Source organism: Posidoniimonas corsicana (assembly GCF_007859765.1).
Lineage (GTDB): Bacteria > Planctomycetota > Planctomycetia > Pirellulales > Lacipirellulaceae > Posidoniimonas > Posidoniimonas corsicana.
In genome coordinates, this window is sequence record NZ_SIHJ01000001.1 from 208,967 (window position 1) to 229,189 (window position 20,223).

Genomic DNA, 20,223 nt, shown 5'->3' on the forward strand with positions numbered 1-20,223 from the left:
GATGCGGACGCGATGTCTTGACGTTTTGGGGCGACGCGTCAGGTATCTATTGCCCGCCTAGATTGAGAACGACTCGACCGTCTTCAGGTTGGAGAAGGAACCCGCAGCCGTGCGGCGAGAAGGAGCCTTCGAGAGTCTCCACCCGGTAGGGCGCGTTCCGGAAAGTGCACTCGAGGGCATTCTCGGTCACTCGGTCGAACGGCAACAAAGCCGCTTGCGCCGTCATGAGGGTGACCTTCCACTGTGCGGGCAACCCTCGCAGCTTGATGGATAGCCTGCTCTCTTCCAGCGTGACGATCAGCTCTCCGTCGCCGGATTGAGTGGTGCTAGTCAACTGGTAGGCGCCGGTCTCGGTCTGGCTAACCTGCGGCGTGGAGAAGCGAAGCGGGTTTCCCTCGGCGTCGGTTGGGTAGAGCCCAGCCTGCTGGCCGCGCGAGCCCCAGAAGTTGCCGTCCACCAGTGGGAGGGTGAAGAATTCGACCGCGGACTTGTCGACCTTGTCTCGGAGGATGTCAGACTCCACCGATTCGTCGAACAGGTGCAGGTCGCGGAGTCGCAAGACGCCGCGATCCCACACGAAATTGACCCGGTAGAAGCGGCTGTTGTACCAGAACGTCTGCCGGTGGTCGTCGCCGAGCGGCGCGGTGAAGGTCATCGCTGTGGCGGGGGTGACCGGGAAGCTCTTGCGGAACCACTCGCCGGATGCGGCTAGCGTTTCAACCGTTAGCTCGCCCTGGTCACGCATCGCGGCGATCTTGGGGAACTGGTCCTCCAGGCCGGCCGCCATCCGATCCCAGGTGAACGAGTTCTCCTGACCCGCCTGAGTGTAGTTGAACGCCAAGCACTCGCCGTTGGCCAGGTTGTTGAGAAACCAGTCGACCCACGCGGGGTCGCGGCCGCCTTCGTTGTAGATCGGCTCCAAGGTGATCACGCCCTGCAGGCCGCCACCGACGCCGGTGTCGTACTGCCGGAGCGGGTCGCTGCCAAGCATCCGGAAGACGGGGACCGGGATCTGCCCGGCGGCGGTCTGAGCGGGCATGTATGCGTTGAGCTTGCTTGGGTAGTAGGCCTGGTTCCAGTAGCCCCCCCACAGCGTGTAGCCGTCGGTGCCGATCTGGTCTTTGCAGTTCGCGCTAGCGACGATGCCGTATTTCTCGTGCAGGTACGCCAGTGTGTGGGCGTCGATAAACCACGAGGCGACCGACTTTGGGTAGCGGCCAAAAACGGCGTAGAAGTCTTTCATGTAAACGTCTGCCAGCTTCTCGCGTTCTGCAGGTGTGTACCCCGAGGCGAAGCCGACGTTGGCGTGCCAGTCCCACGGGAATCGACCACGCCACTTCAGACCAGCCTTCTCCACCAGCGGTTGAGGCAATTCCCACCAACCGCCAATCTCAAACTGCTCTGTGGGCAGCTTGCTAAGGAGGTGCTGGTATCGCTCGTCGGTGAGGGCGTCGTACTGCAGCAAGAAGGTGCCCGGCAAGTTGTGCCTTTGCATCAACTCGATCTGCTTCACCACTGTTTGGTAGAGCACCTCCTCGGTAACCGACTCGTCTCGCGGCTCCAGGAGCCTGATAAAGTTGACGATATTCACGATGCGGGGCGCTCGGCCGGCCCCTTCAACACCCTCGCAGCGTGGGCTCGAAATGAGGAGGGCGGTCGCCAACGCTAGCGCGAACGAGATGAAGCATCGGTCAGAGAACATAGAGTTTACTCAGGCTGCTAACGAGAAGTGACGCCGCCGCTGTTCCATCATCGTAGGTACAGCGGCGGCGCCAAGGTAGCGGTTGCGCAGGCGCTAGGCCCGGGGGGCTGCTTGCCGGCGGCGGCCGCGGCTCAGCGTGGCACCGGATAGCGCGAGCAGAAGAGCGGCGGCCGGTTCCGGCACAGCAGATCCAAAGACGTCGACTTCTGCAAGTCCAGCGGCGTTGTTGTCGGCGTCGTAGATGCTCAGCCGCACGTAGCGTACGGCGCTGGCCAGGGCGCCCGAGTTGTTGGTGATGCTGATCTGACTAGTGACCGGCGTTGTGATCGCGCCGGTGTCATCCTGTCCCTTGAGGAAGCTGGTGAGGAGTGAGTAGTCGCTCCCGTTGGCCGAGACCAGCAGGTCGAACGAGAACAGATCGCGGCCAGAGTCGTTCCACCCGGCGTAGACGTCGACCTGATCGAGGTCGTGCAGCCCGCCCAAGTCGAAGGTAGCGTTGGTGTCGTTGGTGACTGATCCGTAGGCCGCGTGGTCGATGTCGTCACCACCAGAGCCGCCCTGGGGATAAACAGTTGCCAGTGCCCCGTCGGTCCAGGCCGTAATGCCGGCCGAACTTTCAAAGGTCGAGTCGCCGTCGTACCCCGCAATCAATCCCTCGGCCAGGTCGCTGCTGGAGGCGTTGAACAGTACAGGGCTGTACGGGTCGTGGGTGGCCCCACCGGCGGGCGCGACGTCTTTGACGACACTCGTCGTAACGGCGCCGTGGGCGGGCAAGCCAGCGCCGAGGGCGATCATCGCGGATGCTGCGGCAATGCGAAAGTTAAGCCATTGAATTCTCATGAGGACTTCTCCAGGTGAATAGTGATGAGACGCACGTTTGCTTGGCATCGCGGGCCCGACGGCGGGCACACCCCGCCTAGGTAGGGTGATCGCTGACGCCAAGTCGCGGGGGCGCCGTTGCGCGGAACGTCCGCCAGTGCAATTGGTGCACTCCCCCGAACCTTACATGGTCTCCCAGCTGGTTTTCTGACCCGTTGAAGCGGAGTATTCTGGGAAACTCTCCATCCGGTGTGGTGCGCCTCGCTCGGTTGGTTCGACCAGTAGCCAAAATCGGGCCTTCCAGGACCGCACTCGGATGGAAGGCGGCGGCGGGCCCGCCGCCAGTGATTTTTTAAGATATTCCGACTTGCGGTTTTTTCTGTGTCAGAATCCCGCGTCAGCCACCATGGGTCAGAATGGCAGGCGGAATCGACCCCTGCGGGGCTCTTGAAGCACTCAAGGTAGATCAATCGAGATGGCGTGGGCAGGCGAAGCCGACAGCGAGCGGGTGAGGGTGTTTGGCGAACTGCTCGCCGAGTGTCACCGCGATCTGTTTGGGTTTATTTACTCAATGGTCCAGCACCACTCCGACGCCGAAGACGTCTACCAGCAGGTGGCGCTGGTGCTGTGGAGGAAGTTCGATGATTTCGAGCTGGGCACCAACTTCGCGGCTTGGGCGACCAAGGTGGCGCACCTCACCGCGCGAGACTTCATACGTTCCCGTCGCCGGAACGCCGTTGCGTTCAGCGACGAGGTGCTCGAGGCGATCGCCTCGACGTACAATCCCGGAAAGAGCTGGCGAAGCGACGACACCTCCGACGCGTTGTCCACTTGCCTCGGCAAGCTGCCCGCGAAAGACCGCAAGCTGGTTGAGCAGTGCTACTCGCCCGGGCGGGACTACGGGCGCATAGCCCAGCAGCACGGAAGATCTGTCGGCGCTATCTACCAGGCGATTTCACGGGTTCGCAAGAGCTTGTACTACTGTGTGAAGCGCACACTCGCACAGGAGGCCTACTGATGCCAATCCCCCCCAAGGAAGTCGAAGCCCTTATCGAGGCGCTCTCTCGCAGCTGGGACGGCCGCGCAACTGGCGAGGAAAAGGACGCCATTGAGGCGTTCGTGAAAAAGCACGGGAGCGCCGGCGTGGAGGTGCTGATGCAGGTCTCGAGCGTGCACCTGGAACTTGAAAGGCTGGTCGAGTCGAGCCGCGTATACGACCTCGCGATGGACCGGGTGAGGGCGGTCGCACGGCTCGACGAGATCGCCGACAGATCCGCTGATCTGGCGCTCTCGGAGCTGCCGCCGCGTCGGCCGCTGCTCCAGAGCCGCCTGACGAAAGGCGCCATCTGGGTCGCGGCGGCCGCCTTGATCGTCGCGGCCGTCGTGCCGTGGGCAATCCAGGGCTCCGATCGGCAGACCGCTTCGGTAACGCAGTCGCCGCAGTTCCAGCTGCTCCGCCCCTCTACGCCCGCTGCGCGGGTGGTTGGCCTAGAGAACGCAACCTGGGTGGACGGGGACGACATCTCGGTGGGCTCGAACCTGAAGAAGGGGAGGCGCCTGGAACTGTCGACCGGCCAGGCGCACCTGAGCATGGTGTGCGGCGCCGACATTGTGCTGCAGGCGCCCTGTGTTGTCACGCTCAACGCCGACGACGAGGTGCGGTTGCTGAACGGCACGATAACGGCGCAGGCGGCCAAGTGGGCGACCGGCTTTGTCGTGCTGACTCAGGACCTCAGGGTGACCGACCTCGGCACCCGGTTTGCGGTCTCGACCGACCGGTCGGGGGTCGTCGAAGCGCATGTCTTGCAAGGCGAGATCCTGGCCGAACCGATGAAGCACCGGCGGCCGCGGCACTCCTCGATGCTGCTCGAGTCTGGGCAGGCGATCCGTGTTGATCCGTTTCGGTCGAGCATCAACCTGATGGCCGCGCGTAACGAGGATTTCGGCGCCGAGATTGAGGACTTCCGCCCGCTTCGGCCCATCCCTATGTGGAACACGGGCGTCGGCCTGGCGCCGGGCGACACCGACCCCCACTGGCGATTGGTTTCTGGAAGCAAGCAGCACGGCCCTTATCCGCGGGGCTCTGTCGTGACGCCGGGTGACACGGGGTCCTACAAGGACAACAAACCTGAGGCTTCGCAGTGGATCTCGGTGGAGGAGGAGTCGTACCCCGGGGTGCCGCCGGAGTCGGTGCACACTTTTGAGGCTACCTTCGAACTCGACGGCTACGATTTGGACACGGTCTACGTGGTAGGGCAGTTCCTTGTGGACGACGCCATCAACGACCTGCGGATCAACGGCCGCTCGGTCCCCTTCAATCGCTGGGTCACTACCTGGGACGAGTTCGACTTCAAGAGCTTCCACCCGATCGAGATCCTCGACGGGTTTGTCGAGGGGACCAACGTGATCTCGATTGACGTCTACAATTCCCCCTCCAATCCTAAGACACCTAGCGATTTCAACCCAACGGGGTTGCGCGTCGAGTGGCAAGCGTTCGGACGCGAGAAACGCTAGCTGTCGCTGCGGGGTGGCTCTTCGCGCGCATGCTCCGGTGGAGGGGGTGTGTTCGACCAGCTTACCTGTTAGCGGGGGCTCCTGACGCCCAACGGCCTTGGTGGCGAGGCGTTTTGAGGAACAGCCGATTTTCTCTGTGAGATTTTCCCGCCGCCCCCCATGTAATTGGTAGCACGGGCGCCCCGCAATGTGGCGCCCCGATCGTACGCTGCTCGTCGCCCGCCTTGTTCTCACCTGGCCTTTGTCTTGGCCGTCGCCCCTTAGAACGCGTCCATGGAACTCCTACCGCTCGCCGGGCGACGCCGCCCGCATGCATTCACGTTGGTCGAACTGCTGGTGGTTATTGCGATCATCGGCGTGCTGATCGCACTGCTGCTTCCCGCGGTGCAGGCGGCCCGAGAGTCGGCTCGCCGCATGCAATGTGTCAACCACCTCAAGCAGTGGGGGTTGGCGATGCACCTTCACCACGACACGAAGCGGCAACTGCCGATCGGGGCGCAGGGCAAGCTTAATGTCGACTTCCCGCGGCAAACATGGGTGCTGCATCTCTGGCCCTTTATTGAGGAGGTCAACCTGGCGGCGGAGGTCGGTCCAGACACCGATCTCGACACCCCGCCGTTCTCGGTGCCGAACTCCCTGGACGGCCTGTCTGGTCAGGCGGTGCCGATGTACCGCTGCCCCAGTGACTCGGGTCAGGACATCCTGTCTGGGTACTACCAGCGGCGACGGGGCAACTACGTCGTGAACTGGGGGAACGTGCCCTACGGCGACCGGTTCGACAGGGCGGAACTGAAAAACCTGCAGCTCGAGTTTGGCGAGGGTGAAGCGCCCTTCCGGCACGACAACGGCGACCCGCTATCGCCGGTTCGAACGTCGTTCAGCAAGATCGTGGACGGCACAAGTCACACCCTCCTGATGGCGGAGTTGCTGATGGCCCAGACCTCCGAGGACCTCGACTGGCGCGGAGACATCCTCAACGACGAGGGGCTACTCCGCTTCCACACGATGATGACACCCAACAGCCCCGAGCCCGACCTTGTCGATTCGGCGGGGCCCAGCGGTAAGCCGTGGTACGTCGACACGTTCGACCCGCTGATGCCCGTGGCCCCTGTGGCGAAGCGGAACCAGCGTTGCGCAGCTCGCAGCCGCCACACGGGCGGCGTCAACGCCGCGCTGTGCGACGGCTCGGTCGACTTCTTCACCGATGGGGTCGACCGCTACTACTGGGCTGCGTTGGGCACCATGGACGGCGGGGAGGTAGTGGCCGAATGACGACGCATACCGCACTAGTGATCTCGCTATTGGCAGGAACATTCGCAGTTGGGTGCCGGCCCGATGACGCTTTGTCGGTGGTGTCGGGGGTCGTCACCGTTGATGGGCAGCCCGCCGAGCGGGGCGCCATCTCGATTATCCCCTTGCAAGACGACTCGCGACGCGCGGGCGTGGAGATCCAAGCCGGCCGGTACGAGCTGCGAGCGCCTCGGGGGCCGGCCAAGGTCGTCATCAGGGTCCCGCGGGTGATCGGCCAGGCCCCCAGCAACGACCCCAATCGCGCACCTCGCCCAATTATGGAAGAAAGCCTGCCGGCCCGGTTCAACAGCAACAGCGAACTCGAAATCGACGTTCAACCCGGCGCGTCGGTCCACAACTTTGACCTCACTTCTGTCTAGTCCGCAGCCCGCCCGCGGGCCAATTGGGCCTGCTTTACGATTCAAGCAACATCAACTCCCCCTCGTCTTACCGGAGCAAGTACACCATGTGTCGATCAATCGCATTGCTAACGCTCGCCGCCGCGCTCGCATTCCACGGCGTCTGCCGTGCCGTGGTCGTAGCGACCCTGGAGACGGATGTCGCCCCCGTGGGGACAGCTGGGGACCCCTACACGCCCACCTTCACCGCAGGTGGCCCGTCGTCCACAGACCTGCTCGAGGGTCTGCTGCCTTCGTCAAGCACGGGTACGCTCACCCACGAGAACTCGCTGGGGGCGCCGGCGCTGACCAATGGCACGGTTGAAACCGCGTACGGCTCCGGCAATGCCAGCAGCGCGCACGCGGCCTACGCGACCGGCGGCCCGGCCGAATCGGTCACCTACGCCCTCGGTGGCATCTACGACATCGACTCGATCGTCGTCTACGGCGGCTGGAACGACGGCGGCCGCGACGCGCAAGGCTACGACCTGTACGTGTCGACCGACGGCGCCCAGAACTTCTCACTGCTCACCAGCTACGACAACGGTCTGGGCGAGGAGCAAGGTGTAGTGGCGACCCCTGTTTCGCACCGCGTCGAGTTCATCGAGGACACGCTCCCGTCGCTGGCTAGCGGCGTGACGCACCTGCGGCTGGACTTTGCCGATGTCGAGAACGGCTACACCGGCTACACCGAACTCGACGTGTTCGGCTCACTGCTGTTTGTTCCCGGCGACGCCGACGGCGACGCCGACGTCGACCTCGATGACTTCTTCGTGATCAGCGACAACTTCTTCACGACGCCCTCGGCCATCGGCGCCGATGGGGATGTGGTGGCTGACAACTTCGTGGATGAGAAGGACTTCCGGCTCTGGAAGAGTGTGGCGTCACCAGCGGTGCTGGCGGAGTTCGCCGCCCTGAGCGCCCCGGAGCCCACGGCCCTGGCGCTCGCCTGTATCTCGATCGCAGTATTGGGCCGCCGTCGCTGCAGGTAGTGGCGCGCTGCGTCTGGAAGCGACAACCTCCTCCTCCGAAGCCACAGAACTCATTTCCGAGAACGAAGATGCGCACTCCTAAACTACTGCTGCTCCAGCTGGCGTTGGCGGCGTTCGCCCTGCCCGCCGCCGAATCACGCGGCCAAGGGCCGGGCACGCCGAGCTACTGGCTGCCGGCCGACGGCGTCTACAACGATGCCAACGAGAACGCCTGGAGCGTCGGGTTCGTGCCCGACGTCGGTTTTGACGAGGCCGCGGTCATCACCACAAACGACAACGCCCAAACCCCTGTCGCGCGGATCAACTCCAACCTCAACACCCAGCCCGCCGCGGTCTACCTGGGAGAGCTGGCGGGCGAGAGCGGCACGCTCCGCATTGAGAACGGCGGCAGCCTCAGCATCGGATTCATCGACGGCAATTCCGCCCTCGGCGGCGTGAATGTGGGCCTTGGGGGCGTCGGCTATTTGGACGTGGCGCCGGGCGCAAGCCTAGAAGGCGGCTACCTGACGATGGGCGGCGAGGGCGGCAGCGTCGCGACGTTTGGCGGCGCGGGGGCCGGTGTGACGTCCGTCATGCTGACGGTCAGCGGCGGGAACGACGCCGGCGAGTTCGGCACCACCGTCGGCGCCGGCAACACGCTGCGGGTCGTGGGCCCCAATGTCGACTACCGCACCCTCTCGTTCACCATGGCGGGCGGCGGCACGCTGGCGGCCGGGATCACCGGCGGCACGCACTCGGCGGTCAAGTCGATCAACGCGGTAGGCGTGGCCGGGACACTGCTGCTCGAGTTCGACGGGGTTACGCCGTCGGTTGGCGATAGCTGGACGCTGTTCGACGCGCCCGGCGTGAACGGCCGATTTGAATCGATCGAGGTGACGGGTGCCCCGGCGCTGCCGCTGGGACAGACGTTCGTGTTTGAAGCGGAGGCCAACGGCGCCAGCACCCACGGCGTGTACGGCCGGGTGTCGCTGGAGCAGCAGCTCGTGCTCAAGGTCAACCGCGACACGGGCTCTGTGGCGATTCAGAACGGCCCCACCGGAGTCGACTTCGATGGCTACTCGATCAGTTCCGAGCTTGGAGCGTTCAACTCTGCGCTGTGGAACAGCCTTGACAACCAGGGCGTCAGCGACTGGCGGGAGTCGCCAACCGACGGATCGGGCTCGCGCCTGAGCGAGCTGAAACCGACCGGGTCGACCGGCGTCGCGGCTGGACCTGGCATTGAGCTGGGGCAGGTGTTTCAGTACCCCACGCCAATCGAGTTTGGCACGGAGCTTGAAGATGTCGCCTTTGAGTACTACACCCCCGACGGCGACGTCGTGCAGGCGAGCGTGATCTACGAGGGGCAGAAGTTCCACAACAACCTCGTCCTGGTAGTCGACCCCGCCGATGGCCGCGCCCAGCTGGTGAACGACTCGCCGTTCGCCGTCAGCATCGACGGCTACTGGGTAGGCTCGGAGTCGGGGTCGCTGAACCCAGGGAACGCCGACTGGAGCAGTCTCGACGACCAGAACATCGGCGGCGGGGCTTGGACCGAGGCCAACCCGACCGGCAACAGCCTCGTGGAGCTGCAGGCCGAGGGCGCGACTCTGCTGGCGGCCGGCGCCACCTACAACCTAGGCACGCTGTTCGACACGGCGGGCGTTCAGGACTTGGTGCTGCAGTACTTGTTCCCCGAGGACGAGGAGTTCACCCGCTTCGGCGCCGTCGACTACCGCGCCGTGAGCGACCTGCTGACGGGCGACTACAACGGCGATGGAGTCGTGAACGCGGCCGACTACACCGTTTGGCGAGACAGCCTAGGCCAGGACGTGGCGCCGGGCAGCGGCGCCGACGGCAACGGTGATGGCGCCGTCAATCAGGCCGACTACAATGTGTGGCGGTCAAACTACGGCAGCTCCATCGGCGGCGGGCTCTCGCCCGCCGCTTCGCCTGCTCCTGAGCCGGGCGCCGCTGCGTTGCTGATCGGCTGCTGCGTTGCGGGCGCCTCCCGTCGGCGTCGGGCGTCGTGTTAGAGCGGCTTCAAGAGGGCAGCAAGCTTGCGTGGCTGTCCGGCGCCGCCGGACAGCCACGCGTCGTTTAGAGCGGTGTTGCGGATCGACGGATGGCTACGGTAGAACCCCCTACAACTCAGGCACGGACTATGCTCAATGTATCTCGGTCGCCGCGCCCGGCGGCCCTCGCTGCTCGCCTGCGTATCCTTGCGATTGCCGTCGTCGTCGCGGTGTTCCCCGGTAGTGCCGTCGCGGAGCTCACCGCCAGCCGTCTCCGCTGCGAGAGCTTGGAGACGCCGTCCGGCGTGGACCGTGCGGCGCCGCAGCTGAGTTGGATTGTCGAGTCGCCGCAGCCCAACCAGTCGCAATCCGCCTACCGCATCCTGGTTGCGACCCGCGAAGAGAAGTTGGCCGCCGATGACGGCGATCTATGGGACTCCGGCAAAGTAAGCTCGGCCGAGACTTACGCTATCCAGTACAAAGGCAAACCTCTGCAATCTCATCAGCAGTGCCACTGGAAAGTCATGGCTTGGGACGCCACGGGCCAGCCCGGCGAGTGGAGCGATGCGTCGGAGTGGACGGTCGGCCTGTTGAATCAGGAGGACTGGCAAGGCGAATGGATTGGGTACGACAAGGACCGCCAGCCGCTCGCCGACCCGCCCGCGATCGACCTGGACGGAGCCCGCTGGGTGCGCCACGCGGCCGACCCCGATGTCCCACCGGCCCAGACCCGCGACTACCGCTGCGCCTGGCAGCTGCCCGCCGACATCGATCTCCGCACGGCGACGCTTGCCATAATGTGCGACGACCACGCCCGCGTTGAGATCAATGGGACCACCGCGGTTAGCGGCGTCAGCATCGGAACGCCGAAGGTGGAAGAGGTGCTCGGCTACCTCCGGCCGGGCAAGAACGAGTTCCGTGTTGTCTGCAGGAACGGCCAGCCCGGCCCAACGGGAATCTGCCTGAAGGTCACGGCCGAAGGCCATGACGGGCAGGTCTATGTGCTGACCACCGACGACCGCTGGACGAGCTCCGCCGCCGCCGATCAGCCGCAGCACCAGGTAACGGTTGTGGGACCGTTCGGCTGCAAGCCTTGGGGCCGGCCCGCCTACCGCCGGGACCTTACCTCGCCGCCGGTTTATCTCCGCGACGAGTTTGTGCTCGACAAGCCCGTGCGACGCGCGACGGCCTACTTCTCTTCATTAGGATGGGCCGACTTCTCTATTAACGGATCGCCGGTGAAGTCCGACTTCTTCAGCTCTGGCTGGACCGACTACCGGCAGCGGGTCTACTACCGTTCGTACGACGCCACCAATCTGGTCCGGCAGGGCGACAACGCCTGGGGCCTCGTGCTGGCGGACGGGTGGTACTCGGGCCACGTCGCGTGGGGCATGCAGCGTGGCCACTACGGTGAGAAGCCACGCGTTCGCGCGATGCTACGCGTAGAGTTCCAAGACGGCCAGACGCAGACCTTCGCCACCGACGACAGCTGGCGGGCCTCGACCGCGGGCCCCAAACGCGTCGCCGACCCGCTCATCGGTGAGGAGTACGACGCCACCCAAGAAATGCCCGGGTGGGACGCCCCGGGCTTCTCGGCCCCTGGTTGGAAACCGGTCGATGTCGGCGCCGAGGTTCAGCCGCTCATCCAGTGGCACCCCGGACCCGCGGTGATCGAGGTTGACCGGTTCCCAGCCAAGTCGATCAGCGAGCCCGCACCGGGCGTCTATGTCTACGACCTCGGCCAGAACTTCGCCGGCGTCGTGCAGCTCAAGGTCCGCGGCCGCGCCGGGCAACGCGTCCGGCTCCGCTTCGCCGAACGCCTGAACCCGGACGGAACGGTTTACACCGACAACCTCCGCATGGCGCGGGCTACCGACATCTACACCTGCAGCGGCGACGGCGAAGAGACCTGGACCCCCACGCAGACCTTCCACGGCTTCCAGTACGTCGAGTTGACAGGGCTGGACGAGCCGACCCAGGACGCCGTGACCGGGATCGCCCTCAGCAGCAACACCCCGCTGGTCAGCTCCTTCGAGTGCTCCGACCCGGCGCTCAACCGTTTGTACAAGAACGTTCTATGGACGCAGCTCGCCAACTTCATCGACGTTCCCACCGACTGCCCGCAGCGCGACGAGCGGCTCGGCTGGACCGGCGACGCGCAGGTCTACGTGCACACCGCCTGCCTGACGACCAACGTGCAGGCCTTCTTCCGCAAGTGGTTGGTCGACCTGGTCGACGCCCAGGAGCCCAACGGCCAGTTCCCTAAGGTCGCCCCGGTCGTGGCCGGCCAGAGCGACGGCGGCCCCGCCTGGAGCGAGGCCGGCGTCATCTGCCCGTGGGAGATCTACTCCGTCTACAACGACCGCAAGCTGCTCGAGCAGCAGTACCCCGCAATGGTCCGCTACGTCGAGTTCTGCCGCAACCGCTCTCGGGACGGCGTGCTGCCGCCTGAGCGGTTCCACTGCTTCGGCGACTGGCTCAGCGTTAATGCGAACACGCCCAACGAGATCATCTACACCGCCTACTACGCCCGCAGCGCCGACATCGTCAGCAAGGCCGCCGAGGCCCTCGGCCGGACCGGCGACGCCAGCAAGTACCGCGAACTGTTCCAGCAGATCAAGCAGGCGTTCAATGACGAGTACGTTTCTGCCGACGGTCGCATCCACGGCGACACCCAATGCTGCTACGTGCTCGCCCTCGGCTACGGCCTGCTGGACGGCCAGGCCTACGAGCATGCTTCGCGCCACCTGATCGACGACATCCGTTCTCGCGGCTGGAAGCTGTCAACCGGCTTCGTCGGCACCAAGGACCTGATGATGGTGCTGTCTCAGATCGGCCGGCACGACGTCGCCTTGCGGCTGCTGCACCAGCAGGAGTACCCCGGCTGGCTATTCTCGATCGGTCACGGCGCAACCAGCATCTGGGAACGCTGGGACGGGTGGACCCCCGACGGCGGGTTCCAGGACCCCGGCATGAACTCATTCGCCCACTACTCGTTCGGCGCGGTGTACGGATGGATGGCGGAGAACCTCGGCGGCATTCGCGCCGGCCGACCCGGCTTCGAAACGGTGATCATCGAACCTACCTTCGACCCGCATCTCGACTTCTGCCGCGTCACCTACGACAGCCTGCACGGGCCGATAAAGAGCGAGTGGTCCCGAGCCGACGGCGCCCGCCGCCTGCAGGTCACGATCCCAGCGAACACCCGCGCCACGGTACGCTTACGGGGCGTGACGGTCGACCAGCTTCGGGTCAACGGCCAGAACTCCGATATGACCGACTTCGAAGCTGCCGATGCTGTTGACCGATTCCCCAACAGCGGCGACGACGCTCAGACCGAGGTCAGAACCGCCGAGTTGCTTCTGCCGTCAGGTGACTATCTGCTTGAGATGCCCGGCCGCGAGGCGTAGTCCGCCGTCGGAGGCTGACAGCCTGCTTTCTTTCCACTGCGTAGTAAGACGCAGTGGGTTCTGTCGACGCTTGGGGGTCAGGGAAGCCGATTGAAGTAGGGCGCCGGCCCTGGCCAAGTTTTTGTTCTCGTTTTCCGAGCTACGTGCGCGGTTTTTGCTGGCGACAGCTTTGCGATCTCCGCCTGTGAGCGGATTGCGTTTGCCGGTGTTGCGTGAACGCATGTTCACGTGTATTGTCTGGGCATGACGCCCTCCGATCCACCCCAGATTGACGCCGCGGCCCGCGTGGCTGGGCTAAAGCAGCTGCACCCGCTGCTCTCCAGTTGCGGGGAGTCGCCGGCTAGGGCGGAAGGCGTGCAGGGCAGTGTGGAGCCGCCGCCCCTGCAACGGTTGGTCCGGCCCGGCGTGTTGCTGGACTGCCTGGGGGAGTCGGGCGCCGGCGCTGGGCTGATTGCGTTATGGCTGTGCCGGCTTGCCTGCCAGTCGCGAGGAGAGCTGGTCGTGGTCGACGCGACGGGCGAGTTCTACCCGCCCGCGGCCATTGCCTGGGGCATCGATGCGCGCCGGTTGCTGGTGGTCTCGCCGGCGACGCCGAATCAGGCGTTGGCGGTTGTCGAACAGTCGCTGCGCTCGCCGGCGGTCGGCGCGGTGTGGGCGCCCTTGGGGCGGATCGGCTTGCAGCCCTTCCGCCGGTTGTTGCTGGCGGCCGAAGCGGGGTACGCGTTCGCCACGCTGGTGCGTTCGCCACGGCGACTGCCAGATGCCTGCTGCGCGGACTACCAGTTTCATTTCCGTGCGCTGCCTGGCTGTGGCTCGTCCAGCAAAGCAATCATGGTGCGCGCGACGCAGACACGCAGCCGTCACGGGCGTCTGGAGGGCGATCGAGAGCTGACCATCGATTGGAGGGCGGGGACTATCCGCTGAGCAGGCATGGCTTCTGGTCAAAGAATCCTCGCGGCCTGGCTGCCCGACTGGCCGGTGCAGCGGTTGATGTTGGGGCAGAGGTCGGACGGCGCCCCACGCCAGGCGGTGGCGGTGTCGGCTGTTTTGAATCGCGTCGAGCGCGTCACGGCCTGCTGCGCCGAAGCACGGCGGCTGGGAGTAACGCCCGGCATGCGCACCGCCGAGGCGCAGGCCGCGGTCGGCCCGGGCAAGCTGATGATCTCGCCCAGCGACCCGGGCGAGGACCGCCTCCGGCTCGAGCAGATCGCCGCCGCAGCGGAGCGGTTCAGCCCGGTTGTCGCTCTTGAGGATAACGAATCGCCTGCTGCGCTGCTGCTGGATGTCACCGGCATGTGGCCGCTGTGGAGTGGATCGGCGCCGGCGGGAGAGAAGCGGCTCGCCGATTCGGTAGGCGAGTGGTTGCGGCAGCAGGGCCTGGAGAACGGAATCGCTATCGCCGCGACCGTGGGGCTGGCGCTGGGGGCCGCCCGGTTCGGTGGCGGCCGCCGCCCCGTAGTGGACGACGCGGAATCCGATGAGGTCGCCCAACGGCTGCCAATCACGGCGCTGCGTCTAGACGAAGAAACGGTATTCAAGCTCCGCGGATTCAACCTGACATCGGTGGGGCAGCTGCTCGCCCTGCCGCGGGCCAGCTTGCCGTCGCGGTTCGGGCCGGCGGTCAACCGGCGGTTGGCTCAGCTGCTGGGCCAAACGGCCGAGCCGCTCACGCCGGTGCGACCGGTGGTGGAGCTGCAGGCCGAGTGGCGTTTCGAGTCGTCGGTGAGCAACGCCGAGGCGATCAGCTCGGTGGCGACTCTCTTGTTCACCAGGCTAGAGGGGGAGCTCGTCGCGTCGCGTCTGGGAGCGAAGCACATCGTAGTGACTTACCTGCTCGACGCGCCGCGGGGGGCGGAGCAGTCGGTCGGCGTCGAGCTGCGGGTGTCGCGTCCGACCTGCTCGCGGCGGGAACTGCTGGAGTTGTTTGCGCTGCGTTCCGAAGGTTTGCGGTTCGAGCATGCGGTTGCCGAGGTGCGGGCCCGGGTGGCCGAGAGCGAGCCGCTGCAGAACCGTCAGCGGCGGCTGTTTGAGGACGATCAAACAGCCGCCGGCTTTGAACGCGACCTGCTGGTCAACCGCCTGGCGGCGCGGGTTGGGCAGACGCGTGTTTGCAGGGTGGGGCGGCGCCGCAGCCACGACCCGCTGCGGGCCTACCGGCGGTTGTCGGCGATCGATCTGCCGCGGGTGGATTTTCGGCTGAGCCCCGACGCCGCCTCGCAGGCGCGGCGGACGCCGCTGCTGCTAAAGCAGGGCGGGCGGGCGCTGCGGGTGGAGGTTGATCGGGACGGCGAGCCGCGGGCGATCTGGCTGGCGGAGCAGCAGCCGGTCGCGACGGTGTGGGGGCCCGAGCGGGTTGAGACCGGTTGGTGGCGGGGCGAGCCGCTTGCGCGCGACGCCTACTGGGTTGCGCTTCCTGACGGCCGGCGGCTGTGGCTGCTGCACGACCTGCGGCGCGACCGGTGGCGCCTGGTGGGAGGTCTGGACTGACATGCCCGACCCGCCCGTGCTGCAGAAACGCGTACCGTTGCCGGCGGCAGAGCCGGTGTTAAGCGGGGCTGGCCCGGCGTACGCCGAACTGCGTTGCCGCAGCAACTTCTCGTTCTTGGAGGGCGCCTCGCACGCCGACGAGCTGGTCGCGCGGGCGGCGGAGCTGGGCTACGAGGCCCTGGCCGTGACCGACCGCAACAGTCTGGCGGGCATCGTGCGGGCGCACGCCGCGGCCAAGAAAACCAGCCTCAAGCTGGTTGTGGGCGCTGAGGTGACGCCTATAGACGGGCCAACGATTGTGTTGTGGGTGACCGACCGGGCATCGTACGGACGGCTCTGCCGGCTGCTGACGGTCGGGCGGCGGCGGGCCGAGAAGGGCGGGTGTGAGCTGCGTCTGAACGACCTCTACGAGCACGCCTCGGGCCTGCAGGCGGGGGTCGCGTTGGAGCAGCCAGCTAGTAATCTCGACTGGCCGCTCTTCCGTGACGCCTTCGGCGACCGCGGCTGCCTGCTGGTCGACCTGCAACGCGGCGGCGACGACCGTCAGCGGCTAGCGGCCTTTGGTGAGCTGTCGCGCCAGGCGGGCGTTCCGTTGGTCGCCTCGGGAAACGTCTATTACCACAGCAGCGACCGGCAGTCGCTGCACGACGTCCTCACCGCGATCCGCCACGGCGTGACTGTTGACGCCGCCGACGGACGCGAACTGTTCAGCAACGCCCAGCGGCACCTTCGGCCCCGGCTCGAACTGGAGTCACTGTTCCGGGACCGGCCCGACGCGCTGGCGAAGACGCTCGACATCACGGGGCGGGTTCGGTTCTCGCTCGACGAGCTGCGTTACGAGTACCCCAACGAGCTCACGCCCGACGGCAAGTCGGAACGCGAGTGGCTGCACGAGCTCACCTGGCGGGGCGCGCAGAGCCGCTACCCGGAGGGCCTGCCCGCCAAGGTCGAGGGCATGCTACGGCACGAGCTGAACCTGATCGACAAGCTGCACTACGAGGCCTACTTCCTCACCGTATGGGACGTGGTCCGCTTCGCCCGCTCGCAAGACATCCTCTGCCAGGGGCGTGGGTCGGCGGCCAACTCGGCCGTTTGCTATTGCCTGGGGGTTACCTCGGTCGACCCGGAGCACAGCGACCTGCTGTTCGAGCGGTTCATCAGCGAGGAACGCAACGAGCCGCCCGACATCGACATCGATATCGAGCACGAGCGGCGCGAGGAGGTGCTGCAGTACGTTTACGGCAAGTACGGGCGGGAGCGGGCTGCGCTGGCGGCCACGGTCATCACCTACCGCGTCCGCTCCGCGATACGCGACGCGGGCAAGGCGCTCGGCCTGTCGAACGACCGCGTCGACGCGCTCGCCAAGCAGGTCGACGGCTGGTCGCACGACCCCAAGCTGCCCGACCGTTTCCGCCAAGCGGGCGTGGACCCCGCGTCGCCGCTGGGCGAGCGGCTGCTGACGGTGGTGGACCAGTTGGTGGGGTTCCCGCGGCACCTCTCGCAGCACGTGGGCGGCATGGTGATGACCCGCGGCCCGCTGTGCGAGATGGCGCCGATCGAGAACGCCGCGATGCCCGACCGCACGATCGTGCAGTGGGACAAGGACGACATCGAGGAGCTGGGCATGATGAAGGTCGACTGCCTAGCCCTCGGAATGCTAACCGCCATCCGCAAGGCGTTCGACCTGGTCGCCCTGCACACCGGCCGCCGGTGGACGCTGGCTACGCTGCCGGCCGAGGACCCGGCCGTGTACGAGATGATCTGCCGGGCGGACACGATGGGCGTGTTCCAGATCGAGAGCCGCGCCCAGATGACGATGCTGCCCCGCCTGCGGCCCCGCAAGTTCTACGACCTGGTGATCGAGGTGGCCATCGTGCGGCCGGGGCCAATCCAGGGCGACATGGTCCACCCCTACCTCAAACGCCGCAACGGCGAGGAGCCCGAGGACTACCCCAACGACGCCATCCGCGGCGTGCTGCAGCGGACGCTCGGTGTGCCGATCTTCCAGGAGCAGGCGATGAAGCTGGCGGAAGTCGCGGCCGGCTTCACGCCGGGGGAAGCGGACCAGCTGCGGCGGGCAATGGCTTCGTGGCGGTCGGGCGGCAAGATCGACCACTACCGCCAGAAGCTGCTGGACGGGATGCGGGCCAATGGCCTGGACGAGGGGTTCGCCGAGCGTTGCTACCGGCAGCTGCAAGGGTTCGGCGAGTACGGCTTTCCCGAGTCGCACGCGGCCAGCTTTGCGCTGTTGGTGTACGCGTCGTGCTGGTTGAAACGCCACCACCCGGCGGCGTTCTGCGCGGCGCTGCTCAACAGCCAGCCGATGGGGTTCTACGCTCCGTCCCAACTGGTGCGCGACGCGCGGGACCACGGGGTGGAGGTCCGCGCGGTGGACGTCAACCACAGCGATTGGGACTGCACGCTCGAGCCCTCGGCCGGCGCGCTCACGCTGCGGCTGGGCATGCGGTTGATTGGCGGGCTAGCGGAGTCCGCGGCGCAGCGAATCGTGGCGCAGCGCCGCCAGGGCGGGTACCGGACGCAGCAAGAGCTGCGGCGGCGTGCCGGGCTCGACCGCAAGGCCCTCTCAAGCCTCGCCGCGGCCGACGCTCTCGGCTCGCTTCGAGTAGACCGCCAGCAGGCGCAGTGGCACGCCCTCGCGCAGGAGAGCAACGACCAAGGCCGGCCGCTGTTAGCCGACCTGGACGACGACGAGCCCCTCATTGATTCCCTCCCGCCGCCCAGCCCGCTGCAGGAAACGCTGGCGGACTACCAGTCGCTGGGGCTGTCGCTGCGGGCACACCCGCTGGCCTTCTTCCGCGAGATGCTGGACACGCGCCAGGTGCTGCGGGCCGAGCGGCTGCAGACCACCCGATCGGGCAGCCGGGTTGCGGTTGCTGGGCTGGTGCTGCTGCGGCAGCGGCCGGGGACCGCCAAGGGGATTACCTTTGCCACACTCGAGGACGAGACCGGCGTCGCGAACCTGATTATCCGCCCCCACGTTTGGGAACAGCATTACTCGGTCGCCCGCCGCAGCAACGCGTGGATCGCCTCCGGCGAGCTGCAGCACGCCGAAGGGGTGATCCACCTGATCGTTAAGCGGATCGAGGCGCTGCCCCGGCAGAAGAGCGGCGGCTCAGCACCAGGTTTCGAGTTCGTGTCGCGTGACTTCCACTGATGCAACCAAGTCCACCATCTAGACTCAGTGAGTGAACAAACCGAGGAAGAGATGAGGCGCACTTCGCTAGCCGCCCAGGTCAACAAGCACCGCTTCCGCGGCGCGACGGCCCGAAGTCATCGCTCCTTGAATCGATGCGTTGTCGAGGTGGTCGCCGCAAACGTAGACGCCGGTGGCGTGCTTCACGGGGCGTTCAGAGGGCGACAGCGCGCCCGGCAGTTGTTGCGGCAGAGCGTCCGCGATTCGGTAGACGCGGAGCAGCGACCAGGCGCCAACCTGGTCGCCGAACCAGCCACGGCACTGCTCGATGACCTCTCGAGAGAGCTCGTCATCCGACTGGTCGGGGATTCCCAGGACGGAAGCCGAGATCAGGCTCTTGCAGCTCGGCGCGTAGGACGGGGCAATAGAGCTCGGCACACACAGGTTGTTGACCGGCCCGCCGCCCTCTCCATCGAGTACGAGCATTGGAGCAGTGACCGGCGGGGCTGGCGCCGAGTAGTACAGGCAGGTTACTCCTTGTGTGGGCAGGTCGCGCTCGGCGTCGAGCAGCCTGCCGCTCGCACCGGGGCCGGCGGCGATCACCACCGCGTCCGCCGCCAAGTGCTCGCCGGACGCGAGGGTTACGGCATCTTCGCTTATCGCTTCGACACGCGTCTGCAACCTCAGGACGTGGTGGGGGAGCTCGGCGGCGAGCTGCTCCGGGATCGCCTGCATCCCGGACTCGGGCAGGCACGCATCGCCGGTGGCGAACATGCGGAACACGAACAGCAGCATCTTGCTGGACGTGGCCAGTGAACCGTCTAGAAAGACCCCACCCAGGAACGGGCGGAAGAACGAATCGATCATGGTGGCGGAGAATCCCTGCTGCTGCAGAAACTCCAGCGACGGTGTTTCTGGCCCGCCAAGCAACGACTCAAGCGACCCGTCCGTTGCGAGCCTCCTTAGGCGGGCGATGCGGACCTTGTCGGCCAGGGAGCCTACCGGAGTGATCAAGGACTTCACGCCTTCCCACGGCGTACGCCACGGGTCGCACAGCTTGTGAAACCCACCGCGGTGACGCACCAGCGCCCCGGGCTGGAACGCGTGTAGGTTGAGGGCGGCGAGGTCCAGCTGCCCGCGGGCTTCTGGGTAGCTAGAGAGCAGGGTTTGGAAGCCGCGGTCTAGCAGGAACCCATCAACTCTGTCGGTCCTGATGCGGCCGCCGGGCGCATCGGCTGATTCCAGCAATTGCACCTCACAGCCAGAGTCGCACAGCCTGCGGGCGCAGCACAGCCCCGCCAGCCCAGCACCAACAACAATCACCCGACGCGGCATACGGCAGCCTCCCAATTCGGCGGAGCAACCCAGCTACCAGCAGAAGAGCGAGTTGCTTTGAACCCAGTGAGCATCTGACGCTACAACGACAACGCTCTAAGCAATTTATTGTAGAGCCGCGGCAAGTGCTT

13 protein-coding genes are annotated in these 20,223 nt (G+C 66.1%); 10 read left to right on the top strand and 3 right to left on the bottom strand.

Going from position 1 to position 20,223, the window contains the following annotated elements:
* Positions 1-46: 46 nt before the first annotated feature.
* Together KOR34_RS00815 and KOR34_RS00820 are read right to left on the bottom strand one after the other, a co-directional pair.
* Positions 47-1,702 (bottom strand): hypothetical protein, encoded by a 1,656-nt coding sequence (locus KOR34_RS00815; protein ID WP_146561318.1) that lies wholly within the window; start codon positions 1,700-1,702, stop codon positions 47-49.
* A gap of 93 nt (positions 1,703-1,795) precedes the next feature.
* On the bottom strand, positions 1,796-2,542 hold the full coding sequence (locus KOR34_RS00820) for a PEP-CTERM sorting domain-containing protein (protein WP_197531020.1): 747 nt from the start codon (positions 2,540-2,542) through the stop codon (positions 1,796-1,798).
* 454 nt (positions 2,543-2,996) lie between these two features.
* Here KOR34_RS00820 and KOR34_RS00825 point away from each other — a divergent pair, with 454 nt between their 5' ends.
* From KOR34_RS00825 to KOR34_RS00870, 10 genes are all read left to right on the top strand, one after another.
* A complete protein-coding gene (locus KOR34_RS00825) occupies positions 2,997-3,539 on the top strand; it encodes a sigma-70 family RNA polymerase sigma factor (RefSeq protein ID WP_146561322.1) in 543 nt (180 codons plus the stop codon).
* Positions 3,539-5,035: a FecR domain-containing protein gene (locus KOR34_RS00830; protein ID WP_146561324.1), complete on the top strand. Its 1,497-nt coding sequence runs from the start codon at positions 3,539-3,541 to the stop codon at positions 5,033-5,035. Before KOR34_RS00825 ends, KOR34_RS00830 begins: the two co-directional genes overlap by 1 nt.
* 273 nt (positions 5,036-5,308) lie before the next feature.
* Positions 5,309-6,307 carry a DUF1559 domain-containing protein gene (locus KOR34_RS00835; protein WP_146561326.1) on the top strand — a complete coding sequence of 333 codons (999 nt, stop codon included), beginning with the start codon at positions 5,309-5,311 and terminating at the stop codon, positions 6,305-6,307.
* Entirely contained in the window at positions 6,304-6,705 is a 402-nt protein-coding gene (locus KOR34_RS00840; RefSeq protein ID WP_146561328.1) for a hypothetical protein, read from the top strand. Before KOR34_RS00835 ends, KOR34_RS00840 begins: the two co-directional genes overlap by 4 nt.
* Before the next feature lie 86 nt (positions 6,706-6,791).
* The gene (locus KOR34_RS00845) at positions 6,792-7,715 is read left to right on the top strand and encodes a discoidin domain-containing protein (protein WP_146561329.1); all 924 of its coding nucleotides are present in this window, start codon (positions 6,792-6,794) and stop codon (positions 7,713-7,715) included.
* Positions 7,716-7,783: 68 nt separating this feature from the next.
* A complete protein-coding gene (locus KOR34_RS00850) occupies positions 7,784-9,727 on the top strand; it encodes a dockerin type I repeat-containing protein (protein WP_146561331.1) in 1,944 nt (647 codons plus the stop codon).
* A 209-nt stretch (positions 9,728-9,936) separates the two neighbouring features.
* A complete protein-coding gene (locus KOR34_RS00855; protein ID WP_228714451.1) occupies positions 9,937-13,116 on the top strand; it encodes an alpha-L-rhamnosidase in 3,180 nt (1,059 codons plus the stop codon).
* A gap of 243 nt (positions 13,117-13,359) precedes the next feature.
* Positions 13,360-14,040 carry a hypothetical protein gene (locus KOR34_RS00860; RefSeq protein ID WP_146561335.1) on the top strand — a complete coding sequence of 227 codons (681 nt, stop codon included), beginning with the start codon at positions 13,360-13,362 and terminating at the stop codon, positions 14,038-14,040.
* A 6-nt stretch (positions 14,041-14,046) separates the two neighbouring features.
* Positions 14,047-15,603 carry a Y-family DNA polymerase gene (locus KOR34_RS00865; protein ID WP_146561337.1) on the top strand — a complete coding sequence of 519 codons (1,557 nt, stop codon included), beginning with the start codon at positions 14,047-14,049 and terminating at the stop codon, positions 15,601-15,603.
* Position 15,604: 1 nt separating this feature from the next.
* A complete protein-coding gene (locus tag KOR34_RS00870) occupies positions 15,605-18,778 on the top strand; it encodes an error-prone DNA polymerase (RefSeq protein WP_146561339.1) in 3,174 nt (1,057 codons plus the stop codon).
* A 66-nt stretch (positions 18,779-18,844) separates the two neighbouring features.
* Here the strand turns inward: KOR34_RS00870 and KOR34_RS00875 are convergent, their stop codons facing one another.
* Positions 18,845-20,092: an NAD(P)/FAD-dependent oxidoreductase gene (locus tag KOR34_RS00875; RefSeq protein WP_146561341.1), complete on the bottom strand. Its 1,248-nt coding sequence runs from the start codon at positions 20,090-20,092 to the stop codon at positions 18,845-18,847.
* Between the last annotated feature and the right edge of the window lie 131 nt (positions 20,093-20,223).

Coding starts and splice junctions, on each gene's coding strand:
- KOR34_RS00815 (WP_146561318.1), bottom strand. CDS start 1,702: ATGTTCTCTGACCGATGCTTCATCTCGTTCGCGCTAGCGTTGGCGACC.
- KOR34_RS00860 (WP_146561335.1), top strand. CDS start 13,360: ATGACGCCCTCCGATCCACCCCAGATTGACGCCGCGGCCCGCGTGGCT.
- KOR34_RS00825 (WP_146561322.1), top strand. CDS start 2,997: ATGGCGTGGGCAGGCGAAGCCGACAGCGAGCGGGTGAGGGTGTTTGGC.
- KOR34_RS00840 (WP_146561328.1), top strand. CDS start 6,304: ATGACGACGCATACCGCACTAGTGATCTCGCTATTGGCAGGAACATTC.
- KOR34_RS00830 (WP_146561324.1), top strand. CDS start 3,539: ATGCCAATCCCCCCCAAGGAAGTCGAAGCCCTTATCGAGGCGCTCTCT.
- KOR34_RS00845 (WP_146561329.1), top strand. CDS start 6,792: ATGTGTCGATCAATCGCATTGCTAACGCTCGCCGCCGCGCTCGCATTC.
- KOR34_RS00835 (WP_146561326.1), top strand. CDS start 5,309: ATGGAACTCCTACCGCTCGCCGGGCGACGCCGCCCGCATGCATTCACG.
- KOR34_RS00870 (WP_146561339.1), top strand. CDS start 15,605: ATGCCCGACCCGCCCGTGCTGCAGAAACGCGTACCGTTGCCGGCGGCA.
- KOR34_RS00820 (WP_197531020.1), bottom strand. CDS start 2,542: ATGAGAATTCAATGGCTTAACTTTCGCATTGCCGCAGCATCCGCGATG.
- KOR34_RS00850 (WP_146561331.1), top strand. CDS start 7,784: ATGCGCACTCCTAAACTACTGCTGCTCCAGCTGGCGTTGGCGGCGTTC.
- KOR34_RS00875 (WP_146561341.1), bottom strand. CDS start 20,092: ATGCCGCGTCGGGTGATTGTTGTTGGTGCTGGGCTGGCGGGGCTGTGC.
- KOR34_RS00865 (WP_146561337.1), top strand. CDS start 14,047: ATGGCTTCTGGTCAAAGAATCCTCGCGGCCTGGCTGCCCGACTGGCCG.